We start from the raw sequence: 18,841 nt of genomic DNA, 5'->3' as shown, positions 1-18,841 counted from the left end.
GAAGGTCAGCGCCGTTCCTAACCGATAACCTCCGCGCCAACGACGCGTTTTCCGTGGCGGCCGGTGATGCGTGCCCACTCGTCGGGATTGGCGGTGTTCGGCATGTCCTCACTCTCGTCCTGCTCGGCGCGGACAGCCTGGCGCAGGTGCTCTTCGGTCAGGCCCGCGGTAGATACGCCCGAGAGGTGGTCCTTGATCGCCAACTTCTTGGCGCGGTCCACCACGTTGGCGATCATCGCGCCGGAGACGAAGTGGTGGTAGTGCAGGGTTTCGGCGGAGCCGTCGACAAGCTCTAAGCGTACAAAGGGGCGCGGGGCGAACATGGCGTCGGCGGTGGCGTCGATAAGCACCTCGCGCGGGGACGCGAGCGGGACCTCGTCGGTGATGTAGCGCGCGAGGATGTCTTTGGCCTCGTCCTTGTTGGGGCGGGAGACGCGGATTTTGATGTCCAGGCGGCCCGGGCGCAAAATCGCCGGGTCTATGAGTTCCTCGCGGTTGGTCGCGCCGATGACGATGACGTTGGCGATGTCCTCCACGCCGTCGATTTCGGTGAGCAGCTGCGGCACTACCGTGGTCTCCATGTCGGAAGATACGCCGGAGCCGCGGGTGCGGAAGATGGACTCCATCTCGTCGAAGAAGACGATCACCGGGTTGCCTCCGGCGGCCAGTTCCCGGGCGCGCTCGAAGATCAGGCGGATGCGGCGCTCGGTTTCGCCGACGAACTTGTTTAAAAGCTCGGGGCCTTTGACGTTGATGAAGTGCGCCTGTCCCCCGTCGCCGATGCGCTGCGACAGCGAATTCGCCACTGCCTTGGCAATGAGCGTCTTGCCGCAGCCGGGCGGGCCGTACAGGAGCAGGCCCTTCGGCGGGCGCAGGTCGTAGGCCTGGTAGAGCTCCGGGTGGGAAAACGGCAGCTCCACGGAATCCTGGATGGTCTCGATCTGGGAGGCCAAACCGCCGATGTCCGCGTAGGTGACGTCCGGGACCTCGTCGAGGGAAAGCTGGTTGACCTCCGTTTTCGCGATGCGCTCAAACGCGTAGCCGGCAGAGGCGTTGACCAGCACCGTGTCGCCGGCGCGGGCGGATTCGCGCAGCGGCTCGGCGAGCATGACGATCGATTCCGCGCCCTGCTGGTCCGCCACAATCGCGCGGTCTTCGCCGACGCGCTCGACCATGGTGGCCAACTGCCCGGTCGGATCGAACCCGCATGTCTCCACCACGATCGTGCCTTCGCCCAGTCGCACCAGCGTGCCGGGAACAAGCTTGGATGGATCCACCAGCGGCGACACCTTCAGCCGCATCCGGCGGCCGGTGGTGTGCACCTCCGCCTCCCCGTCGCGGGGCGCGGGTGCGAGGAAAATCCCGTACGTCGATGCCGGCTCGTTGAGTTCCTCGACCTTCGCGTACAAGTCGTTGAGCTTGTCGCGGCTGACCTTCAGCAGCTCAGCGAGCTTCTCGTTGCGCGACCCGAGATCGCGGTTCTTCCGCTTGAGCTCGCGCAGCTCCGGTCCGAAAGCATCGTCGTGGATTTCAGGCATGCGTTCGAGCCTACATAGGAGCGGGAGGCTTATCGACGAGCTTTGCGCTGCGGCCGCGGCGGCGTCACCCCGTCCGCAAGCCGGCGCGTCCACACGAGGAATGCCGTGTGGGCGTTCATGCGGTGCTCCGGGCGCGTGGCAAGGCCGTCGACTTTCCACTCGCGCAGCAGGGTTTCCCACGCGCGTGGCTCGGTGAAGCACTTCGCCTCGCGGATGGCCTCCATGATGTTCATCAGCTGCGGCACGGTAGCCACGTACGTCATGAACACGCCGCCCGGGATGAGCACGTTCTTCACGGTGTCGATGAAGTGCCACGGCTCCACCATGTCCAAGATGACGCGGTCCACCTGGCCGTCCAGATCTTCCGGGGTGACCTCGCCGAAGTCGCCGAGGCGCGGGGTCCACCACTCCGGCTCGCCGCCGAAGTAGTCTGCGACGTTGTCTTTGGCGAACGCCAGGTGGTCGTCGCGGATCTCGTAGGAGTAGACGTGGCCCTCCGGGCCCACCGCGCGCAGCAGCGACATGGTCAGCGCGCCGGAGCCTGCGCCCGCCTCGAGCACCCGCGCGCCCATGAAGATGTCGCCCTCGACCAGGATCTGGGCAGCGTCCTTCGGGTAGATCACCGCGGCGCCGCGGGGCATGGACAGCACGTGGTCCACCAGCAGGTGGCGGAAGCACAGGTAGTCGGAGCCGAGCGTCGACTTCACCACGGTGCCCTCATCGGCGCCGATGATGTCGTCGTGGCTGACTATGCCTTTGTGCGAGTGGAACTGCCCGCCCTCTTTGAGCTCGATGGTGAAGTGGCGGCGCTTCGCGTCTGTGAGCTGCACCTTGTCGCCTGGCTGGAACGGTCCCGAATACATGGCGGTAAGTATGCCCTACTGCGCGGCCGCATAAAAAGCCGTCAGCGCGCGCACGAAGTAGTCCATGTCGTCCACGCCGCACAGCTCGCGCGCCGAGTGCATGGACAACAGCGGCACGCCGACGTCCACCGTCGGCAGGCCCAGGCGTGTCGACGAAATCGGCCCGATGGTGGACCCGCACGGCACCGCATTGTTGCCGACGAACGTCTGGTGCGGCACGCCCGCCGCACGGCAGGCCAGGATCCACTCCGTCTCCGTGGCGGCGTTGGAGGCGTAACGCTGGTTCGCGTTGATCTTCAGCACCGGACCCTTGTTCACCAGCGGGTGGTGGGTGGGGTCGTGCTTGCCCGGGTAGTTCGGGTGCACCGCGTGTGCCGCGTCGGCGGAGACCTGGATGGAGCCCGCGATGATCTCAGCCGGGTCGCCGAAGCCTTGCGCCACCTTGGTCAGCACGCGCTCTAGCAGCGGGCCTCCGGCGCCGGCGGTGGATGCGGAGCCGACCTCCTCGTGGTTGAACGCGGCGAGCACCAGGATGTCTTGCGCCTCGTCCTTGGCCGCGAGCATCGCCTCCATGGAGGCCCACACGCTGGTGAGGTTGTCCAGGCGGCCAGCCGCCAGCAGGTCGCCGATGACCTCGCCGCGCTGCGCATCCGCGGTGATCAGCTCGTGCGCCACCACGTCTTCGGCGTTGATGCCCGCGGACTCCGCCGCCAACTCCAGCAGCGGACGGTCCACGCCCAGGATGGGCTGGGTGTGCACCTGGCGGTCGATCTCCGGCATGTCGCCGCGGTAGAGGTGGATGGCCAGATTCGGCACGCGCGCGACCGGGCCGGTGTTGACCAGGTGCTCGGTGCGGTCCGCGGTGACCACGCGGCCGGCAAACGTGAGGTCGCGGTCGAACCAGCTGGCCAGAATCGGCCCGCCGTAGACCTCCACCGCAACCTGGCGGAAGCCCTCGCGCACCACGTCAGGGTCCGGCTTCGCCATCAGCCCCGGCGAGTCGGTGTGGGAGCCGACCACCCGAAAACGCGGGCGGGCCTTTTCGGGCACCCACCACGCAACCACGGCGCCGTCGCGCACGATGAGGTGGCCGCCGGGGGCGTGTGCGCCGTCGTCAAGCGAAATGCTCCGAGTAAACCCTTCGGCCTCGAGCCTTTCGGCGACGGTGGCGCTCGCGTGGAACGCGGAGGGGCTTTGGGCGATGAAATCGATGAACGGCTGTGTCATGGCTCCACTCTATGATGTTGGGCACCATGTCTGATGCCAGCACTCCCCCACGCCCACTAGCCATCTCGCCGTCGCGCGCCTCCGACTACAAGCGCTGCCCGTTGCAGTACCGGCTGCGCGCTATCGACAAGATCCCGGAGCCGTCCACGGAGGCGCAGGTCAAAGGCACGCTGGTGCACGCCGTGCTGGAGGAGATGTTCGCCTGGCCGCGCGAGCAACGCACGTACCCGGCCGCGGTGAAGCGGCTGAAGCCGAACTGGGAGAAGATGCGCGAAGAGGATCCCACTTGTGCGGAGCCGGTGAAGGACGAGTACCAGTTGCTTGTGGACGCCCGCACGTTGCTGCGCGGCTACTTCACCATGGAAAACCCGCTGGGCTTCGACGCGCACGCCCAGGAAATGCCGGTGGATTTCACGCTGCCGAACGGGGTGCCGGTGCGCGGGTTCATCGACCGCGTGGACATCGCGCCTACCGGGGAGGTGCGCGTGGTCGACTACAAAACCGGCAAGAAGCCGCTGCCGCGCTACTCCGAAGACGCGCAGTTCCAAATGCGCTTCTACGCGCTGGTGTACTGGCGCATGTTCGGCGTTGTGCCCACGCAGCTGAAGCTGATGTATCTGAAGGTGATGGACTCGATGATCCTCGCCCCCTCGCGCGAGGAGCTGGAGTACTTCGAGCGGGACTTGGCGGAGCTGTGGTGGAAGATCGAGGCCGACGGTAAATCAGGCAACTTCCGCCCGCAGCAGTCCAAACTGTGCGGGTGGTGCGCCTTCCAGCACCTGTGCCCGGTCTTCGGCGGCACTCCCCCGGTGTACCCCGGGTGGCCGGGGTCGCGGGCGGAGGCGCGTAGCGACGGCGGCGCCCCCGAGGCCGGGCCCGAGGCCTAGAACAGGCCGGAGACCACGCCGTCGGCGTCGACGTCGATGTTGTTGGCTACCGGCTGCTTGGGCAGGCCCGGCATGGTCATGACGTCGCCGGTGAGCACGAGCACGAAACCGGCGCCGGTGCGCGGGACGATGTTGCGCACGTGCAGCGTGTGGCCCTCCGGTGCGCCGAGCTGGGTCGGGTCGTCCGAGAAGGAGTACTGCGTCTTGGATATGCACACCGGCAGGTTGTCAAAGCCGTTGTCCTTGAGGGTCTGCAGGTCCTTCAGTGCCGCGGCGGAGTACTGCACGTCGGCGGCACGGTAGATCTCCTTGGCGATGGTCTCGATGGACGCCTCCACGCCCTCGGCCGGGTCGTACAGCGGGTGCGAGGTGCCCTCGGTGAGGTTGTCCAGCAGCGTCTGGGCGAGCTCGAGCGCGCCGTCGCCGCCTTTGGCCCACACGTCCGCCTCAGCCAGTGCGATGTCCTTGGCCTGCGCCCAGTTCTTCAGGAAGTCCAGCTCGGCCTCGGAGTCGGTGGCGAAGCGGTTGAGCGCAACCACCGGGGTCACGCCGAACTTGCGCACGTTTTCCACGTGGCGCTCGAGGTTGACAATGCCCTCCTCCAGCGCGGCGACGTTTTCGTTCGAAAGCTCCGCCTTGGCCACGCCAGCGTTGTGCTTGATAGAGCGCACCGTAGCCACGATGACGGCACCGGCGACGTCGAGCTCGCCGTAGCGCGCCTTGATGTCGAAGAACTTTTCCGCGCCCAGGTCGGAGCCGAAGCCGGCCTCCGTGAGCACGATGTCCGCGTACTGCTGGGCGGTGCGGGTGGCAATCAGGGTGTTGCAGCCGTGGGCGATGTTGGCGAACGGGCCGCCGTGGATGAACGCCGGGGTGCCGCCGAGGGTCTGCACGAGGTTCGGGTTGACCGCGTCCTTGAGCAGCGCGGCCATGGCGCCCTGGGCGCCGAGGTCGCCGGCGGTGACCGGCTTCTTGTCGTAGGTCAGGCCAATGGTGATGTTGGCCAGGCGCTGCTTTAAGTCCTCCAGGTCCGTGGCCAGGCCCAGAATCGCCATGATCTCGGAAGCGGCGGTGATGGTGAAACCGGTCTCCGCGGGCACGCCGTGGGCCGGGCCGCCCAGACCGGTAACCACGTTGCGCAGTGCGCGGTCGTTGACGTCCACGCAGCGCTGCCAGGTCACGCGGCGCGGGTCAATGCCGAGCGCGTTGCCCTGGTGGATGTGGTTGTCGATGAGCGCGGCCAGCGTGTTGTTGGCGCTGGTGATAGCGTGGAAATCGCCGGTGAAGTGCAGGTTGATCTGCTCCATCGGCACCACCTGGGAGTAGCCGCCGCCGGCAGCGCCGCCCTTGATGCCCATCACGGGGCCGAGCGACGGCTCGCGCAGTGCAACCATGGCGTTCTTGCCCAGCTTCGCCAGCGCGTCCGTCAGGCCGATCAGCGTGGTCGACTTGCCCTCGCCCGCAGGAGTCGGCGAGACACCGGTGACCAACACGAGCTTGCCCGGCGTGGTGCCCGGGTTCTGGGTGATGTCCACCTTGGCCATGTGCTTGCCGTACGGGATCAGCGCATCGTCAGACACACCTGCCTTTGCGGCGATCTCCGTGATTGGGGCGAGCTCGTGGGCCTGGGCAATTTCGACGTCAGTCAACGGTTGTGCAGTCATGCACCTCACACTACAACGGCGCCGATGGCATAACCCAGAATCACGCTGACAAAGATGCACACCACACCCGGAACGAGGAATGGGTGGTTAAACACGTACTTGCCGATGCGGGTGGAGCCGGTGTCGTCCATCTCCACCGCGGCGAGTAGCGTCGGGTACGTCGGCAGCACGAACAGCGCAGAGACGGCCGGGAAGGCGGCGAGCGCGGTCAGCGGGCTAACGCCAATCGCCAACGCCGCCGGGATGAGCGCCTTGGCCGTCGCGGCCTGCGAGTACAAAAGCGATGCGGCGACGAAGAGCACGACCGCGAGCAGCCACGGCTTCGCGGTGAGCACATCGCCAGCGATGCTTTGGATGTCCTCGATGTAGTAGTTGATGAACGTCGTGCCCAGCCAGGCCACGCCGAGCACGCACACGCAGGCGGACATGCCGGAACGGAACACCTGGGTGTTTAAGATCTCCGCCGCGGTCGTGCGCGTGACCAGCACGATGGCGGCCGCGGCGCCAAGCATGATGGCCATGATCGCTTCGTTGCGCGGGATGGTCGGATCTTCAATCAACCCCACCTGCTCCGAGATCAACGTGGCGTAGACCATCACGATCACAATCGCGGCGAGGAAAATGCCCACAGAGGCCTTCGCCCCTCGGGGTGCGACGTAATGCTCGCGGGCAGCTGGCTTTGCGACGAGACCGTCGGCCACCCGCTGGCGGTAGACCGGGTCATCCTCCAGCTCCGCACCCGACTTGTTGGCGATCCACGCCATCGGGAAAATCGCGAAGAACGTCGCCGGGATCATCACCGCCAGCAGCTGCAGGTAGCCCACCCCGAGCGGCTCGAGTGCGGAGGCCATGAACACCACAGCGGCGGAAATCGGCGAGGCGACAATGGCCATCTGCGAAGCAATCACGGCAGCCGACAGCGGGCGTGAGGGCCGCACCTTGCCTTCCTTTGCCACCTCCACGATCACGGGCATCGTGGAAAAGGCGGTGTGGCCGGTGCCGGCGAGCACCGTCATCAGCCAGGTGACAATCGGGGCGTACACCGTGATGCGCTTCGGGTTGCGGCGCAAGAAGCGCTCGGCCAGGTCCACCAGGTAGTCCATGCCTCCGGCGAGCTGCATCGCGGAGATCGCGGCGATGACGCACATGATGATGCCGATGACATCGAACGGGATGGCCTCGGCGCTGACCGGCATCCCGGTCGCGCCGAGCAGCAGGACTCCGAGACCGCCGGCGAAGCCGATGGCGATGGAGCCCATCCGCGCGCCCACCACGATCGCCCCGAGGAGGATGATGATGTGGACGGCGAGTAACACGGCGGGCTCCTTCAGACAGTTATTAGGTCATCCCATTATCTGTCCGAAGGAGCCCGAAATGAAAATGCAGCCGGTGTGATGTTGCCTACCCGGCTGCGCTAAGCGCTGAGCCTAGGCCTCCAGGCTCGGCTCGTCGTCGACGTAGAGCTTGCCGCGGTACTCCGGGTGCATGAGGTTTTCCTTGCTCAGCAGCTTCTGCAGGTCCTCTTCCTCGATGAGCCCCTTCTCCAGCACCAGGTCGTAGACGCTCTTGCCGGTCTCCGCGGCCTCGCGGCCGATCAGGTCGCCGTTGTGGTGTCCGATTACCGGGTTGAGGTAGGTGATGATGCCGATGGAGTTGGTCACGTACGCCTCGCACACCTCCTTGTTGGCGGTGATCCCGGTGACGCACTTCTCGCGCAGGGTCTTCGCCGCGTTGGCCAGCAGGCGGATGGACTCGAACAGGGACTGGCCGATCACCGGCTCCATCACGTTGAGCTGGAGCTGGCCCGCCTCGGAGGCCATGGAGATGGTCACGTCGTTGCCGAAGACCTTGAAGCAGACCTGGTTGACCACCTCGGGGATGACCGGGTTGACCTTTGCCGGCATGATCGAGGAGCCCGCCTGGCGCTCCGGCAGGTTGATCTCGTTGAGGCCGGCGCGCGGGCCGGAGGACAGCAGACGCAGGTCGTTGCAGATCTTGGACAGCTTCATCGCGGCGCGCTTGATAGCGCTGTGCATCATCACGTAGCCGCCGGTGTCGGAGGTCGCCTCGATCAGGTCCGGGGACGCCTGGATGTCCAGACCGGTCACCTCGCGCAGCGCGGAGACCACCTGGTCGCGGTAGCCGCTCGGGGTGTTGATGCCGGTGCCGATGGCGGTGGCGCCCAGGTTGACCTCCAGCAGCGAGTCGGCCGCGCCGCTGATGGTGCGCTGTTCCTCGGCGAGGTTGGCGCCGAAGGCGGTGAACTCCTGCCCCAGGGTCATCGGGACGGCGTCCTGAAGCTGGGTGCGGCCCATCTTGATGATGTCGGCGAACTCGTCGCCCTTCGCACGCAGCGCCTTCTGCAGCTCGTCGAGCTCCTCCAGCAGTCCCTGCACGGCGTAGTACACGCCGAGGCGGAAACCGGTCGGGTACGCGTCGTTAGTGGACTGCGACATGTTGACGTCGTCGTTCGGGTTGATCACCGAGTAGTCGCCCTTGTCGCGGCCGATCAGCTCGAGTGCGAGGTTGGCCACCACCTCGTTGGTGTTCATGTTCAGGGAGGTGCCCGCGCCGCCCTGGAAGACGTCGATCGGGAACTGGTCCATGCACACGCCCTCGTCGAGGATCTTGTCGCAGGCCGCGATGATGGCCTCGGACTTGTCCTTGGGCAGGGCGTGCAGGCGGCGGTTCGCCATCGCGGTGGCTTTCTTCACCTGCACCATGCCGCGGATGAACTCCGGCACGTCGTTGATGGTGCTTGCGGAGATCTGGAAGTTGTCTACGGCGCGCTGCGCGTGGATGCCGTAGTAGACGTCGGCGGGGACCTCGGCGGTGCCGAGGAGGTCTTCTTCAGTACGAGTGCTCATGCGCGCCACTATACGTAGCGCGACGCTTGCAGACGGGCGTTGTATACCCCCGTTTTATGCCTGTCGAGCTGCAGAAAACCAACCGTCCACGTCATCGGCACCCGCGCCGACGAAGTTGTTCGGGTCGAACTTCGTCACACCCGCGGGAACCTCATCCGCTAGCCCCAGCACCGTGCAGCCTGCTGCGGCCCCGGCGGACATGCCGTGCCAGGAATCCTCCACCACGAGGCATTCCCCCGGTTCTGCGCCCGCGCGCCGGGCTGCCTCGAGGTACATGTCGGGCGCCGGCTTGGAGTTCGGCACCTCGTCGCCGGTAATGGTGCCCGCGAAGTAGTCGCGGCTGATCGCGTCGATGCACGGGTCCGCCACCACCCGCTCTGTGTTGGTGCAGACGAACATGGGCGTGCGCCGGCGCGCGAGCGACTCGAGCACGCCGCCGATGCCGGGGTTGAGCTCGATGCCGTCGGCGAACAGCTCCGCCATGCGGTCGAACATCCAGGTGCGGTAGCGCTCCAGGTCGCCGTCTTTAAGCTCGTAGCCCGCCCACTCGGCCACCACGTTCAAGGTGTTGGGGAAGCTGCCGCCGATGGTTTTGGCGCGCACCTCCGGGGTGAGCGGGCGGCCCAGCAGCTCGCCGAGCTCGAAGGTGGCCTTGCCCCACAGCGGTTCGGTGTCGATGAGGGTGCCGTCCATGTCCCAGAGGACGGCCTTGGGCCTACTCAAGTTCCGGAAGCTCGTTGAGAGCCTCGTCCGTGGCGCCGGTGGCGGCCGCCGCGCGGAACACCAGGGTCTCGATGTCGGCCTTCTCCTCCGGCTCAAGCACCGCGTTGGCGTGCTTCTCGTTGAACTCCTCGAGGTTTTCGTAGAACGGCGCCACGACCTTCACCAGCGCGTCGCCCTCAGGGTCGTCGCCGAGCAGGTCGAGGGCGTCCAGAAACATCTCCAGAAGCTTCTTCAAATCCGGCAGCACCGCCGGGTCGAAGGGTGCTTCCCACAGGTCCTTGTCATCGTCCTGCAGGTAGGAACCGGTGGCGAAGGTGGTCAGGTCGTCGATGAATTCGTCTACCTCGGGCTGAAACTGGGCCCGAATCGAGTTGTCCGCAGCTGCGCTCATGCGCCCATTGTGCGTGAGGCGCGCTAAATGCGCACCCCGAGCAGCCCGTCGACGGCGGTGGCGATGATCTGGTTGCAGTCGCCGGCCACGCCGTCGAGAAGCGAAAGTGCCTCCGGGGTGTTCAGATCGTCCGCAAGAATCGCGCGAAGCTTATCGACGACATCCGTCGCCTCCGCCTCACTCACCTCGCCGGCGAGCTGCTCGCGCCAACGCGCGAGGCGCTCCTCAGCTTTAGCGAGGATCGCGTCGGAGAAGTCCCGGTCCTCGCGGTAGTGGCCGGAAAAGACGGCCAGGCGGATCGCCGACGGGTCGTGGCCCGCCTCCGAGAGCTTGTGCACGAACACGAGGTTGCCCAGGGACTTGGACATCTTCACCCCGTCGAGGGCGATCATGCCGGCGTGGACGTAGTGGCCGGCCATACGCTCGACCTTCAGCGCGGCCTCAGCGTGCGCCGCGGAGAACTCGTGGTGCGGAAACGCCAGGTCAGACCCGCCGCCCTGGATGGCGAAGTGGCTGCCGAGGCGGTTGGTGGCAATTGCGGAGCACTCCACGTGCCAGCCCGGCCGGCCCGGGCCGAACGGCGAGTCCCAGGCGGGCTCGCCCTCACGGTGGCCGCGCCAGATCAGCGCGTCCAGCGGGTCGCGCTTGCCCTCTCGATCCGGGTCGCCGCCGCGCTCCGCGAAGTACTCCTCCATGGTCGCGCGGTTCAGGTTGGACTCGTAACCGAACTGCTTAGTGGCCTCAATGGAGGCGTAAATGTCGCCTTGATCGAGCTCGTAGGCGGCGCCGGCGTCGAGAAGCTGCTGCACCATTGCGATCACCTCGTCGACTGACTCCATCGCGCCGATGTAGTCGCGCGGCGGGATCACGGACAGGATCTCCATGTCGCTGCGGAACAGGTTGATCTGGCTGGTGCCGAGTTCGCGCCAGTCCACCCCGTCGCGTGCGGCGCGCTCGAACAGCGGGTCGTCCACGTCGGTGATGTTTTGCACGTAGTGGACCTTGTAGCCGTTGGCGAGAAGTTGGCGCTGGGCCAGGTCGAAGGTGAGGTAGGTCGCGGCGTGGCCGAGGTGGGTGGAGTCGTACGGGGTGATGCCGCAGACGTACATCCCCACCTCCCCGTTCGCATCCGGGGTGGTGTCTACTTCCTTGACGCGCTGATCGGCGGTGTCGAAGAGCTTCAGCGGCACCGGGGTGCCAGCGACTGCGGGTACGGACGGGTCGGGCCATGCATGCATGCGGACAACCCTACAACTAGGCGGCCATCACGCCAGTGCCGAGCAGCGCCATGACGACAAGGCCCAGCGGAATGCGGTAGGCGGCGAACCACGCGAACGAGTGGTTGGACACGAACTTCAGCAGCCAGGCAATGGAGATGTAGCCGACCACGAATCCGATGCCGGAGCCGACGAGCAGCTGCAGCCCGCTCGCCGCCTGGCCCGCCTGGGGGTCGAAGGCGTCCGGCAGCGAGAACAGCCCGGAGGCGAGCACTGCCGGGATGGCCAGCAGGAAGGAAAAGCGGGTGGCCACCTCGCGGTCGAGGTTGAGGAACAGGCCGCCGGAGATGGTGCCGCCGGAGCGCGACACACCCGGGATGAGCGCCAGGCACTGCCACAGGCCCATCACAACCGCGTCCTTCATGGTCAATTCCTCGAAGCCGCGGGTTTTCTTGCCGCGGCGCTCGGCCAGGATGAACACGAGCGAGAACAGGATCAGCACTGTGGCGGTGATCCAGAGGTTGCGGAAGTTCTCGCGGATTAAGTCCTTGAGCAAAACGCCCGCAAGACCGACCGGGATGGTGCCGGCGATGACCATCCAGCCCATGCGGTAGTCGAAACCGCGCTTGGACTTGTCCGCGAGGCCGGCGAACCAAGCGGTGAGGATGCGCCAGATGTCTTTGGCGAAAAACACCAGCACGGCCAGCTCAGTGCCCAGCTGGATCACGGCGGTGAAGCTGGCGCCGGCGTCTTCGCCCCAAAACAGTTGGGAGACGATGCGCAGGTGGCCCGAGGAAGACACGGGCAGAAACTCGGTGAGGCCCTGGACAATGGACAGGACGATCACCTGAACCCAGGACATTGTGGTGGCGGGATCAGTCATGGCGAAAGACACTACCCCGCCTACTTAGCCATCGCGGTGCGCGACGGGCGCGTTGCTAGGCTTTGACCTTGTGAATGCTCGTTTGTTTGCCCCCAGTTCCCGCCTCCGCTTTGTCGCAGTTTCCGGTGCCGTTGCGGCTGCCCTGGCCTTGAGCGCCTGCGGCGCGTCTCCCTCCGCGAAGATCGAGGAAGCCGGCGGTGAGGCGGCCGCGAACATGGGCAGCGCTGAGCCTGTGCAGTCCCCGCAGTCGTCGGACCCGGCGGGCGCAGTGATCGACTTCGAGCCGGTGAGCGATGTGGACGAGACCAGCGGCCGCATCGGCGTGCGCACTGAAAGCGCGCTGACCATCGGCACGCTCGAAGAGATCCAGCAGGGCAAGGCCGCCCGCCACGAGCTGGACCAATCCTGCGGCGAGGCTTCCGCAAACGCCGGCACCTTCGCGCTCGCCTGCGCGGGCGAAATCAAGCTTTTCGGCGACCGGGAGGAGACTATCGCCACGGATAAGCCGGTCACGGTGGCCACGGTGGCGTCGACAGGCGAGGTGCTCGCAGGCAGCGACACTGAGCGCAAGGTGTGGGTCTTCGACGGCGGAGAGCTGAAAGACACCATCGACGTCGCACGCGAGACCGATCAGCTCCAAGCGGTGCAGGTGGACGGCCAGCGCGACTCCGTGGTGCGAACCAACCGCTTCGACACCACCATCCAGGACATCGACTGGAACGGCTCGCGCCAAGGCGGCACCCTGCGCGTCGGCCTGGGAGTGGGCAAGGTGCGCGGCGGCGAGCACGGCCTGGTGCTGGCCGCGGATTCCACCGGCAACCAGCTCCACGTCTACACCACCGACGACATCATCCGCCTCCAGCAGTCCGCGCCGGTGCCGGAAGGACCCTGGGACGCCGCATGGGATACCGCGCAGCGCCTCGCGTGGGTCAGCTCGCTGGCCAGCAACACGGCCACCGGTTACGACATCTCCCAGGGCATTCCGGTGAAGCGCAAGCACTTCGCCAGCGTCGCAGATGCCCAGAGCATCATTACGCTTGACGACGGCACCGTGGTCGCCGCCTCCGCATCCGGCGACGGCATCCAGATCGTCTCCCCCGCCGACCAGACCGAGAGCAACTAGGAGATTCACCCGTGACGCTCTACGACCGCGCACTCAAGCTCATGTTCCTGCTGCCGCCGGAGCGCATCCACGGCATCGTCAGCGGCGCCCTGCAGACGCTGCACCTGGCCACCCCGGTCAACCGTGTTATGGAAAAGGCCGTGCGCGTGCACGACCCGGTGCTGCGCCAGACCGTTTTCGGCGTGGATTTTCCCGCCCCGCTGGGGCTGGCGGCCGGCTTTGACAAGAACGCGGAGGCGATCGACGCGTGGGGCGCGATCGGTTTCGGTTACGCCGAGATGGGCACCGTGACCCCGAAGTCCCAGCCGGGCAACCCCACGCCGCGCCTGTTCCGTCTGCCGGAGGACAAGGCGATTTTGAACCGCATGGGCTTCAACAACAAGGGCGCGCTCGTGGTCGCCGACAACCTGCGTGCGCGGCGCTCCCGCGACGTGGTGGGCATCAACATCGGCAAGAACAAGACCTCCGAGGATGCCGTGGCGGACTACCGCGCCACCGCGACGCTTCTGGGCCAGCTTGCGGACTACCTGGTGGTCAACGTCTCCTCCCCCAACACGCCGGGTCTGCGCGACCTGCAGGCGGTGGAGGAACTCCGCCCGATCCTGGAGGTGGTGAAGAAGTCCACTACCACCCCGGTGCTGGTGAAGATCGCGCCAGATCTTTCCAACGAAGACATCGACGCCGTGGCTGACCTCGCCGTGGAGCTGGACCTTGCCGGCATCGTGGCCACCAACACCACCATCTCCCGCGACGGGCTGAAAACTCCCGCCTCCAGGGTGGAGAAGATGGGCGCGGGCGGGATCAGCGGCGCCCCGTTAGAGAAGCGTTCGCTCGAGGTGCTCAAGCGCGTTCATGAGCGCGTGGGCGACAAGCTGGTCCTGGTCAGCGTCGGCGGCATTTCCACGCCAGAGCAGGCGTGGGAGCGCATCGCAGCGGGCGCGAGCCTGCTGCAGGGCTACACGCCGTTCATCTACGGCGGGTTGGGCTGGATCCGCGGCATCCACCGCGGGATCGCCACGCAGATCAAAGCCCATGGTCTGGACTCGATTGAGCAGGCCGTGGGCAGCGGGCTGGAGTGGAAAGCGCTCTAAGCGTGTCCGGCTGCGCTGCGGCGCAGCACCACCGCGCAGAGTCCGGCGGCGAGCGCCCAGCCGATCAGCCAGAACGGCGTGGTGGCCATGAGTTCGGTGTCGGGCGCGATGAAGCCGAGCCCGATGAGCACCACGGCCACGATTAGCGCGCCGACCTGGGTGCGTGAGCCTTCCTGCTTGGTGTTGTAGGTGGCGAAGGCGCCGACGATGGCGACCGCCACGATGATGGAGAGCACCTGCGGGGTGACGGGGAACGCGGCGTCGCCTCGAAGCAGCGCCAGCACGGCGTAGAGCACGAGCACGAGTGCGATGCCCATGAACGCGCCGCCGACGCGGAGTTGCACTGGAACCATTCGGCGAATCTTACTGGTTTTCGTACCAGCCCCAGATGATTGCTCGGCCGAGCGAGTGGAAGTTCAGGTTGAAGCCGAGCTGGGTGGGGTTGGCAATCTCGTCTGCGGGCAGCTCCGTGTCCACCGCGTGGACGGCGAACAGGTAGCGGTGCGGGCCGTGGCCGGCCGGCGGGTTCGCACCGTAGTAGCCCTTAACCCCGCTGTCGCCGGTGAGCACCACCGCGCCGACACCGAGGTCGTCCTTCGCGCCTGCTCCGGCTGGCAGCTCGGTAACGTCCGCGGGGATGTTGAACGCGGACCAGTGCCAGAAACCAGAGGCGGTCGGCGCGTCCGGGTCGAAGCAGGTCACCGCAAAGGTCTTGGTGCCCTCCGGGGCGCCGGACCAGGACAGCTGCGGGCTGGTGGCGTTGTCGCCGGCAAGCGTGTCGGCGAGGCACTCGCCGTCGACGATGTCCTCGGACGTGATGTCGAAGGACGGCACGTCCGCCAGCGCGGCGTACGGGTCGGGGCCGGGGAAACGGTCGGAAACATAATTTGCAGTCATGTCCCCATTCCTACCGGAGAGTTAGTGACCGCCGCCACTCCACGCAGCGAACAGTTGCGCGTATCTCCCGTCGGCGGCGACGAGTTCGGTGTGGGTGCCGTCCTCGATGATGCGCCCGGCGTCCATGACCAGGATCCGGTCCGCGGCCGCCGCCTGGTCTAGGCGGTGCGCCACCACCAGTGCCGTGGTGTCTGCGGTGATCCGCGCGGCGGCGTCCTCCAGCGCGTTCGTGGCGTCGCTGCCGGCTTCCGCTGTGGCCTCGTCCAGGATGAGCACCTTCGGGCCCGACAGCGCCACGCGTGCGAGCGCGAGCTGCTGCTCCACCTCCGGGGGCAGCTCCTCCGCGCCTGCGCCGACGGCGGTGTCCAGCCCTTTCGGGAACAGGCGCGCGAACTGGGTGCCATCGGGGTCGAGCCCGACGCTTGCCAGCGCCCGCAGCAGGTCCGCGTCGGTCGCATCCTGTGCGGCCATCGAGAGGTCCTCGCGCAGGGTGCCGGCGAACAGGTGGACGTCCTGGGTGAGCAGGGTGACGTTCTTGGCGGTCCACGTGTCGCTGACCTGCGAGGTATCTACTGCGCCTACCCGGATGCGCCCAGACGTGGGCTCCACCAGCCCGGCGATGAGCGCGGCGAGCGTGGACTTGCCGGCGCCCGAAGTCCCCACCAGCGCGGTAGTTGTTCCCGCCTTGAGTGTGACGGAGAGGTCCTCCAGCACGTTGGCGCCGCCCGGGTAGGCGAACGAGACGTGCTCGACCGCCACGTCCACAGGCTCGGTCAGGTCCTCCGGCACCGCTGTTGCGTCGCGTCCGTCCGCAAGCTTGGCCAGGCTCACCGCGCGGCCCACGGCGGTGGCTGCGCCCTGCAGCTCGCCGACGAAGAATAAGGCGTTGAACACCATGACTTCGGCGCGGATCACCATGAACACCGCTGCGCTCGCCTGGCCCGGGGTGACGGCGCCGGCTGAGGCGAGCCAGGCACCCACGCCGAGGGTGAGCAGCACCCACGCGGCGAAAGCGACCTGGCCGATGCCTGTGAGCCGGATGAACCAGGGCACACGGTCCATCTCCGCCTCCACCGCGCCCCACGAGGTCCGCCGCATCCGTGCCAACGCCCAGCGCTCCAAGTCGAAGGCGCGCAGCGTGGGCAGGCCCCGGACGGTATCCAGCAGCACCGCGTTGCGACGCGCCTCCGCCACGCTCACCGCGTTGGAGGCATCCGGGATGGCGCGGACCACCGCGCGGGCGAACGGGTACGTGCAGATGCAGATCAAAAGCAGGATCAAGGCGAAGCGGACGTCGATAAGCAAAAGCCCGATAAACGTGATCGGAAAGACGAACACGGTGGTGAGCACGCGCGAGCCGATGGCGGTGATGGTTTGGACGACGTCGTCGATGTCCTTGGTCATGCGTGTGATGACGTTTCCGGTGCCGAGCTCCATCACCCGCGGCACGGGTGCGCGCAGGATCGCGTCGAGGCAGCGGCGGCGCAGGTCGATGGACGCACGTGCGACTTTGAGGCCCACTACGTAGTTGCCGAGGGCACGCAAGAACATCTCGACGAGCATGCAGACCAGCGCCAGGCCGACGGTCAAAACGAAGGCGCGGGTGCCGGTTCCCAGCAGTGGCACTGATCCGCCGGTGAGCGGGTCGACGCTACGGCCGAACAGGTTCGACTGCGTGGTGTAGACAGCGACAATCAGCGCCTGGATGATCAGCAAACCCGCCCACCAGCGCTTGTCCAGAGCGTTGGGTAGCGCAGACAGGTAAGCGAAGGTCTCCTTCACGCTCGCGGGGACGACCGCGTCAGTGCGTTCGTACTCGCGCCGCATCTACGCCACCTCCAATGCGGTTCCAGCGTGCTGCCACGCGGCGTTTCCGGTGATGACCACGGTGGTTTTGTCTGCTCTGAGCGCGGCGACGGCTGCCACGACGTCCGCCTGTGTCACGGAATCGAGCCCCGTGGTCGGGTCGTCCAGGATGAGCACCTCCGGGTCGGCGGCGAGCGCCCTGGCAAGCGCGACGCGCTGGCGCTGCCCGCCGGAAAGGTTCAGGCCGGCCTCCCCCAGCGGCGCGTCCGGCAACTCGCCTGCTTCGTTGATACCGCCGAGCCTGCGGAGGATGTCTTGGCAGTGGGCGGCGGCGAGCGCCTGCTTGACGACGTCCTCCGGCACATCCCCGCGCGGGTTCACGTTGTCTGCGATGGTGCCCTCAAACACGTTGACGGTGTGCGGCGGGAACAGCACGTCTGCGCGCTGCGCCCACGCGGCGGCGGTGGCGTAGGAACGCTCCGCCGGCTCGAGAATCCACAGCCCCGCGCCTGGGACCGGTGTGTCTGTTAGCTCGGGCCCCGCGGTGTCGTCGCCCGCGTGGTGCAGCTGCTCGATGCGCTGGCCACTCGCGACGGCCCTGCCCCACCCGCTGGCCAGGTCGCCGAACGCGAAGCCCGCCATGTTCAACGCAGGCGGCACCAACAGTGCCACGGATGTCAGCTGCCCCGGGGTGATCTCCCCGCGCAGCGTCATCCACGCGCTCAAGCCCACGATGCCAAGGTTGCACAGCCACGCCACGCAAAACCTGGCGAAACCGAGCCACACCTCCACACGCAGGTGCGTGAGCATCAAGCGCTTCGCCTTCGCCGTTTCGGCGTGAAAACGTGTTGCCACGGTTGCACCCGCGCCTAGGCCTTTGACGGTGCGAATGCCTTGCGACGCATCCGTGGCCAAGCCAGCGACATCCGCCTCCGCGGCGCGACGCTTCAACGACACCCGCGTCACCGGCCCCGCGGTCCACGCGGCGAACAGAGCGATGATCAGCGCGCTGGCCGGGATGGCCAGTGAGATCCACGGGGAGACCGACCACATCGCCACCATCGCGCCGACCGCGTAGCCGATGGCCATGAGCGGAAACGACAGCAGCTCGCGGTAGCGGCCGACGGTGTTCGCGTCCGCGTCGATGGTGTTGAGTACGGTGCCGGGGCTCATCGCTCCCGCCCCGCGGCGCAGCACGCCCGAGGACAGGTGCTGCTGCGCGTTGTGGGTCACGCGGCGCACCGAGGCTGTGGCCAGGCCGTCGCCGGTGGCCTCGCCGATGAATTGGATGATGAAGATGCCGACCAGCACCGCGAAGAGCCACCATGCGTTGAACTTTTCTTCCCCCACCAGGCCGTCCACGATCATGCCCACCACCACCGGCACAAACGCGGCGATGCCGGAGCCGATGAGGTAGCTCAGAATGTGCAGCACCAGCACGCCCGGGTAGGCGCCAACCATGTCCCTGACCACGCGGTTCCCGCTGCTCCAGCGCGCCGGGTGGAGCCGCGCCGGATCGTCCGCTGGTGGGACGGGCGGGACGAACCAGCTGTACGTCTTCATTCTGCGCGGCGGTGGGATCATTCTGGAAAATCTAGCAAATTTTCAGGGTTGTACTGGCGATTTGGCGGTTCCATGGGCCCGCCCTATAGTTATGCGAGTGC

At 66.8% G+C, this 18,841-nt stretch carries 17 protein-coding genes; 3 read left to right on the top strand and 14 right to left on the bottom strand.

From position 1 onward, the window contains the following. Nucleotides 1–17: 17 nt before the first annotated feature. From arc to MHX64_RS03250, 3 genes are read right to left on the bottom strand one after another with little or no spacing between them, the layout of a single operon-like run. Nucleotides 18–1,538, bottom strand: a complete 1,521-nt coding sequence (gene arc / locus MHX64_RS03260) for a proteasome ATPase (protein ID WP_239355765.1) — start codon at nt 1,536–1,538, stop codon at nt 18–20. Between the two features lie 29 nt (nt 1,539–1,567). Further along, nucleotides 1,568–2,401, bottom strand: a complete 834-nt coding sequence (locus tag MHX64_RS03255) for a tRNA (adenine-N1)-methyltransferase (protein ID WP_063936707.1) — start codon at nt 2,399–2,401, stop codon at nt 1,568–1,570. 15 nt (nt 2,402–2,416) lie between these two features. Beyond that, nucleotides 2,417–3,628, bottom strand: coding sequence for a M18 family aminopeptidase (locus MHX64_RS03250; protein WP_239355766.1), 1,212 nt, complete (start codon nt 3,626–3,628; stop codon nt 2,417–2,419). 26 nt (nt 3,629–3,654) lie between these two features. Between MHX64_RS03250 and MHX64_RS03245 the strand changes: the two genes are divergently transcribed. Then, the gene (locus tag MHX64_RS03245) at nt 3,655–4,515 is read left to right on the top strand and encodes a RecB family exonuclease (protein WP_239355767.1); all 861 of its coding nucleotides are present in this window, start codon (nt 3,655–3,657) and stop codon (nt 4,513–4,515) included. Here MHX64_RS03245 and MHX64_RS03240 read toward each other — a convergent pair. The 7 genes from MHX64_RS03240 to MHX64_RS03210 all read right to left on the bottom strand — a co-directional run bounded on the left by MHX64_RS03240 (nt 4,512) and on the right by MHX64_RS03210 (nt 12,260). Beyond that, on the bottom strand, nt 4,512–6,179 hold the full coding sequence (locus MHX64_RS03240) for a formate--tetrahydrofolate ligase (RefSeq protein WP_239355768.1): 1,668 nt from the start codon (nt 6,177–6,179) through the stop codon (nt 4,512–4,514). The genes MHX64_RS03245 and MHX64_RS03240 overlap by 4 nt on opposite strands. A 5-nt stretch (nt 6,180–6,184) precedes the next feature. Continuing rightward, nucleotides 6,185–7,495: an anaerobic C4-dicarboxylate transporter gene (locus MHX64_RS03235; protein ID WP_370642055.1), complete on the bottom strand. Its 1,311-nt coding sequence runs from the start codon at nt 7,493–7,495 to the stop codon at nt 6,185–6,187. Between the two features lie 111 nt (nt 7,496–7,606). Next, nucleotides 7,607–9,046, bottom strand: a complete 1,440-nt coding sequence (gene aspA, locus MHX64_RS03230; protein ID WP_239355769.1) for an aspartate ammonia-lyase — start codon at nt 9,044–9,046, stop codon at nt 7,607–7,609. 54 nt (nt 9,047–9,100) lie between these two features. Next, a complete protein-coding gene (locus tag MHX64_RS03225) occupies nt 9,101–9,769 on the bottom strand; it encodes an HAD family phosphatase (protein WP_255710954.1) in 669 nt (222 codons plus the stop codon). After that, nucleotides 9,762–10,160: a hypothetical protein gene (locus MHX64_RS03220; RefSeq protein WP_239355770.1), complete on the bottom strand. Its 399-nt coding sequence runs from the start codon at nt 10,158–10,160 to the stop codon at nt 9,762–9,764. Before MHX64_RS03220 ends, MHX64_RS03225 begins: the two co-directional genes overlap by 8 nt. Nucleotides 10,161–10,183: 23 nt before the next feature. Beyond that, nucleotides 10,184–11,398, bottom strand: a complete 1,215-nt coding sequence (gene mshC / locus MHX64_RS03215; protein WP_239355771.1) for a cysteine--1-D-myo-inosityl 2-amino-2-deoxy-alpha-D-glucopyranoside ligase — start codon at nt 11,396–11,398, stop codon at nt 10,184–10,186. A gap of 16 nt (nt 11,399–11,414) precedes the next feature. Beyond that, entirely contained in the window at nt 11,415–12,260 is an 846-nt protein-coding gene (locus tag MHX64_RS03210) for an undecaprenyl-diphosphate phosphatase (RefSeq protein ID WP_239355772.1), read from the bottom strand. 70 nt (nt 12,261–12,330) lie between these two features. Between MHX64_RS03210 and MHX64_RS03205 the strand changes: the two genes are divergently transcribed. Together MHX64_RS03205 and MHX64_RS03200 are read left to right on the top strand one after the other, a co-directional pair. Further along, a complete protein-coding gene (locus tag MHX64_RS03205) occupies nt 12,331–13,383 on the top strand; it encodes a hypothetical protein (protein WP_239355773.1) in 1,053 nt (350 codons plus the stop codon). Between the two features lie 11 nt (nt 13,384–13,394). Then, the gene (locus MHX64_RS03200) at nt 13,395–14,474 is read left to right on the top strand and encodes a quinone-dependent dihydroorotate dehydrogenase (protein WP_239355774.1); all 1,080 of its coding nucleotides are present in this window, start codon (nt 13,395–13,397) and stop codon (nt 14,472–14,474) included. Here MHX64_RS03200 and MHX64_RS03195 read toward each other — a convergent pair. The 4 genes from MHX64_RS03195 to tetA are packed head-to-tail and all read right to left on the bottom strand — an operon-like array spanning nt 14,471 to nt 18,761. Continuing rightward, complete coding sequence (locus MHX64_RS03195) at nt 14,471–14,827, bottom strand: hypothetical protein (RefSeq protein WP_005390939.1); 357 nt, start codon at nt 14,825–14,827, stop codon at nt 14,471–14,473. The genes MHX64_RS03200 and MHX64_RS03195 overlap by 4 nt on opposite strands. Before the next feature lie 10 nt (nt 14,828–14,837). Beyond that, complete coding sequence (locus MHX64_RS03190) at nt 14,838–15,371, bottom strand: YbhB/YbcL family Raf kinase inhibitor-like protein (RefSeq protein WP_131771930.1); 534 nt, start codon at nt 15,369–15,371, stop codon at nt 14,838–14,840. Nucleotides 15,372–15,392: 21 nt separating this feature from the next. Beyond that, nucleotides 15,393–17,198, bottom strand: a complete 1,806-nt coding sequence (locus MHX64_RS03185; RefSeq protein WP_239355775.1) for an ABC transporter ATP-binding protein — start codon at nt 17,196–17,198, stop codon at nt 15,393–15,395. Beyond that, nucleotides 17,199–18,761 carry a tetracycline efflux ABC transporter TetAB subunit A gene (gene tetA, locus MHX64_RS03180; protein ID WP_370642056.1) on the bottom strand — a complete coding sequence of 521 codons (1,563 nt, stop codon included), beginning with the start codon at nt 18,759–18,761 and terminating at the stop codon, nt 17,199–17,201. Between the last annotated feature and the right edge of the window lie 80 nt (nt 18,762–18,841).

Source organism: Corynebacterium sp. ACRPZ (assembly GCF_022346205.1).
Taxonomy (GTDB): domain Bacteria; phylum Actinomycetota; class Actinomycetes; order Mycobacteriales; family Mycobacteriaceae; genus Corynebacterium; species Corynebacterium lehmanniae.
This window is presented reverse-complemented; position numbering and strand designations above follow the sequence as displayed.

Bases quoted from the DNA above. Each gene is read 5' to 3' on its own strand.
- MHX64_RS03210 (WP_239355772.1), bottom strand. From the start codon at position 12,260: ATGACTGATCCCGCCACCACAATGTCCTGGGTTCAGGTGATCGTCCTG.
- MHX64_RS03190 (WP_131771930.1), bottom strand. From the start codon at position 15,371: ATGACTGCAAATTATGTTTCCGACCGTTTCCCCGGCCCCGACCCGTAC.
- MHX64_RS03250 (WP_239355766.1), bottom strand. From the start codon at position 3,628: ATGACACAGCCGTTCATCGATTTCATCGCCCAAAGCCCCTCCGCGTTC.
- MHX64_RS03255 (WP_063936707.1), bottom strand. From the start codon at position 2,401: ATGTATTCGGGACCGTTCCAGCCAGGCGACAAGGTGCAGCTCACAGAC.
- MHX64_RS03245 (WP_239355767.1), top strand. From the start codon at position 3,655: ATGTCTGATGCCAGCACTCCCCCACGCCCACTAGCCATCTCGCCGTCG.
- mshC (WP_239355771.1), bottom strand. From the start codon at position 11,398: ATGCATGCATGGCCCGACCCGTCCGTACCCGCAGTCGCTGGCACCCCG.
- tetA (WP_370642056.1), bottom strand. From the start codon at position 18,761: ATGATCCCACCGCCGCGCAGAATGAAGACGTACAGCTGGTTCGTCCCG.
- arc (WP_239355765.1), bottom strand. From the start codon at position 1,538: ATGCCTGAAATCCACGACGATGCTTTCGGACCGGAGCTGCGCGAGCTC.
- MHX64_RS03220 (WP_239355770.1), bottom strand. From the start codon at position 10,160: ATGAGCGCAGCTGCGGACAACTCGATTCGGGCCCAGTTTCAGCCCGAG.
- aspA (WP_239355769.1), bottom strand. From the start codon at position 9,046: ATGAGCACTCGTACTGAAGAAGACCTCCTCGGCACCGCCGAGGTCCCC.
- MHX64_RS03195 (WP_005390939.1), bottom strand. From the start codon at position 14,827: ATGGTTCCAGTGCAACTCCGCGTCGGCGGCGCGTTCATGGGCATCGCA.
- MHX64_RS03240 (WP_239355768.1), bottom strand. From the start codon at position 6,179: ATGACTGCACAACCGTTGACTGACGTCGAAATTGCCCAGGCCCACGAG.
- MHX64_RS03185 (WP_239355775.1), bottom strand. From the start codon at position 17,198: ATGCGGCGCGAGTACGAACGCACTGACGCGGTCGTCCCCGCGAGCGTG.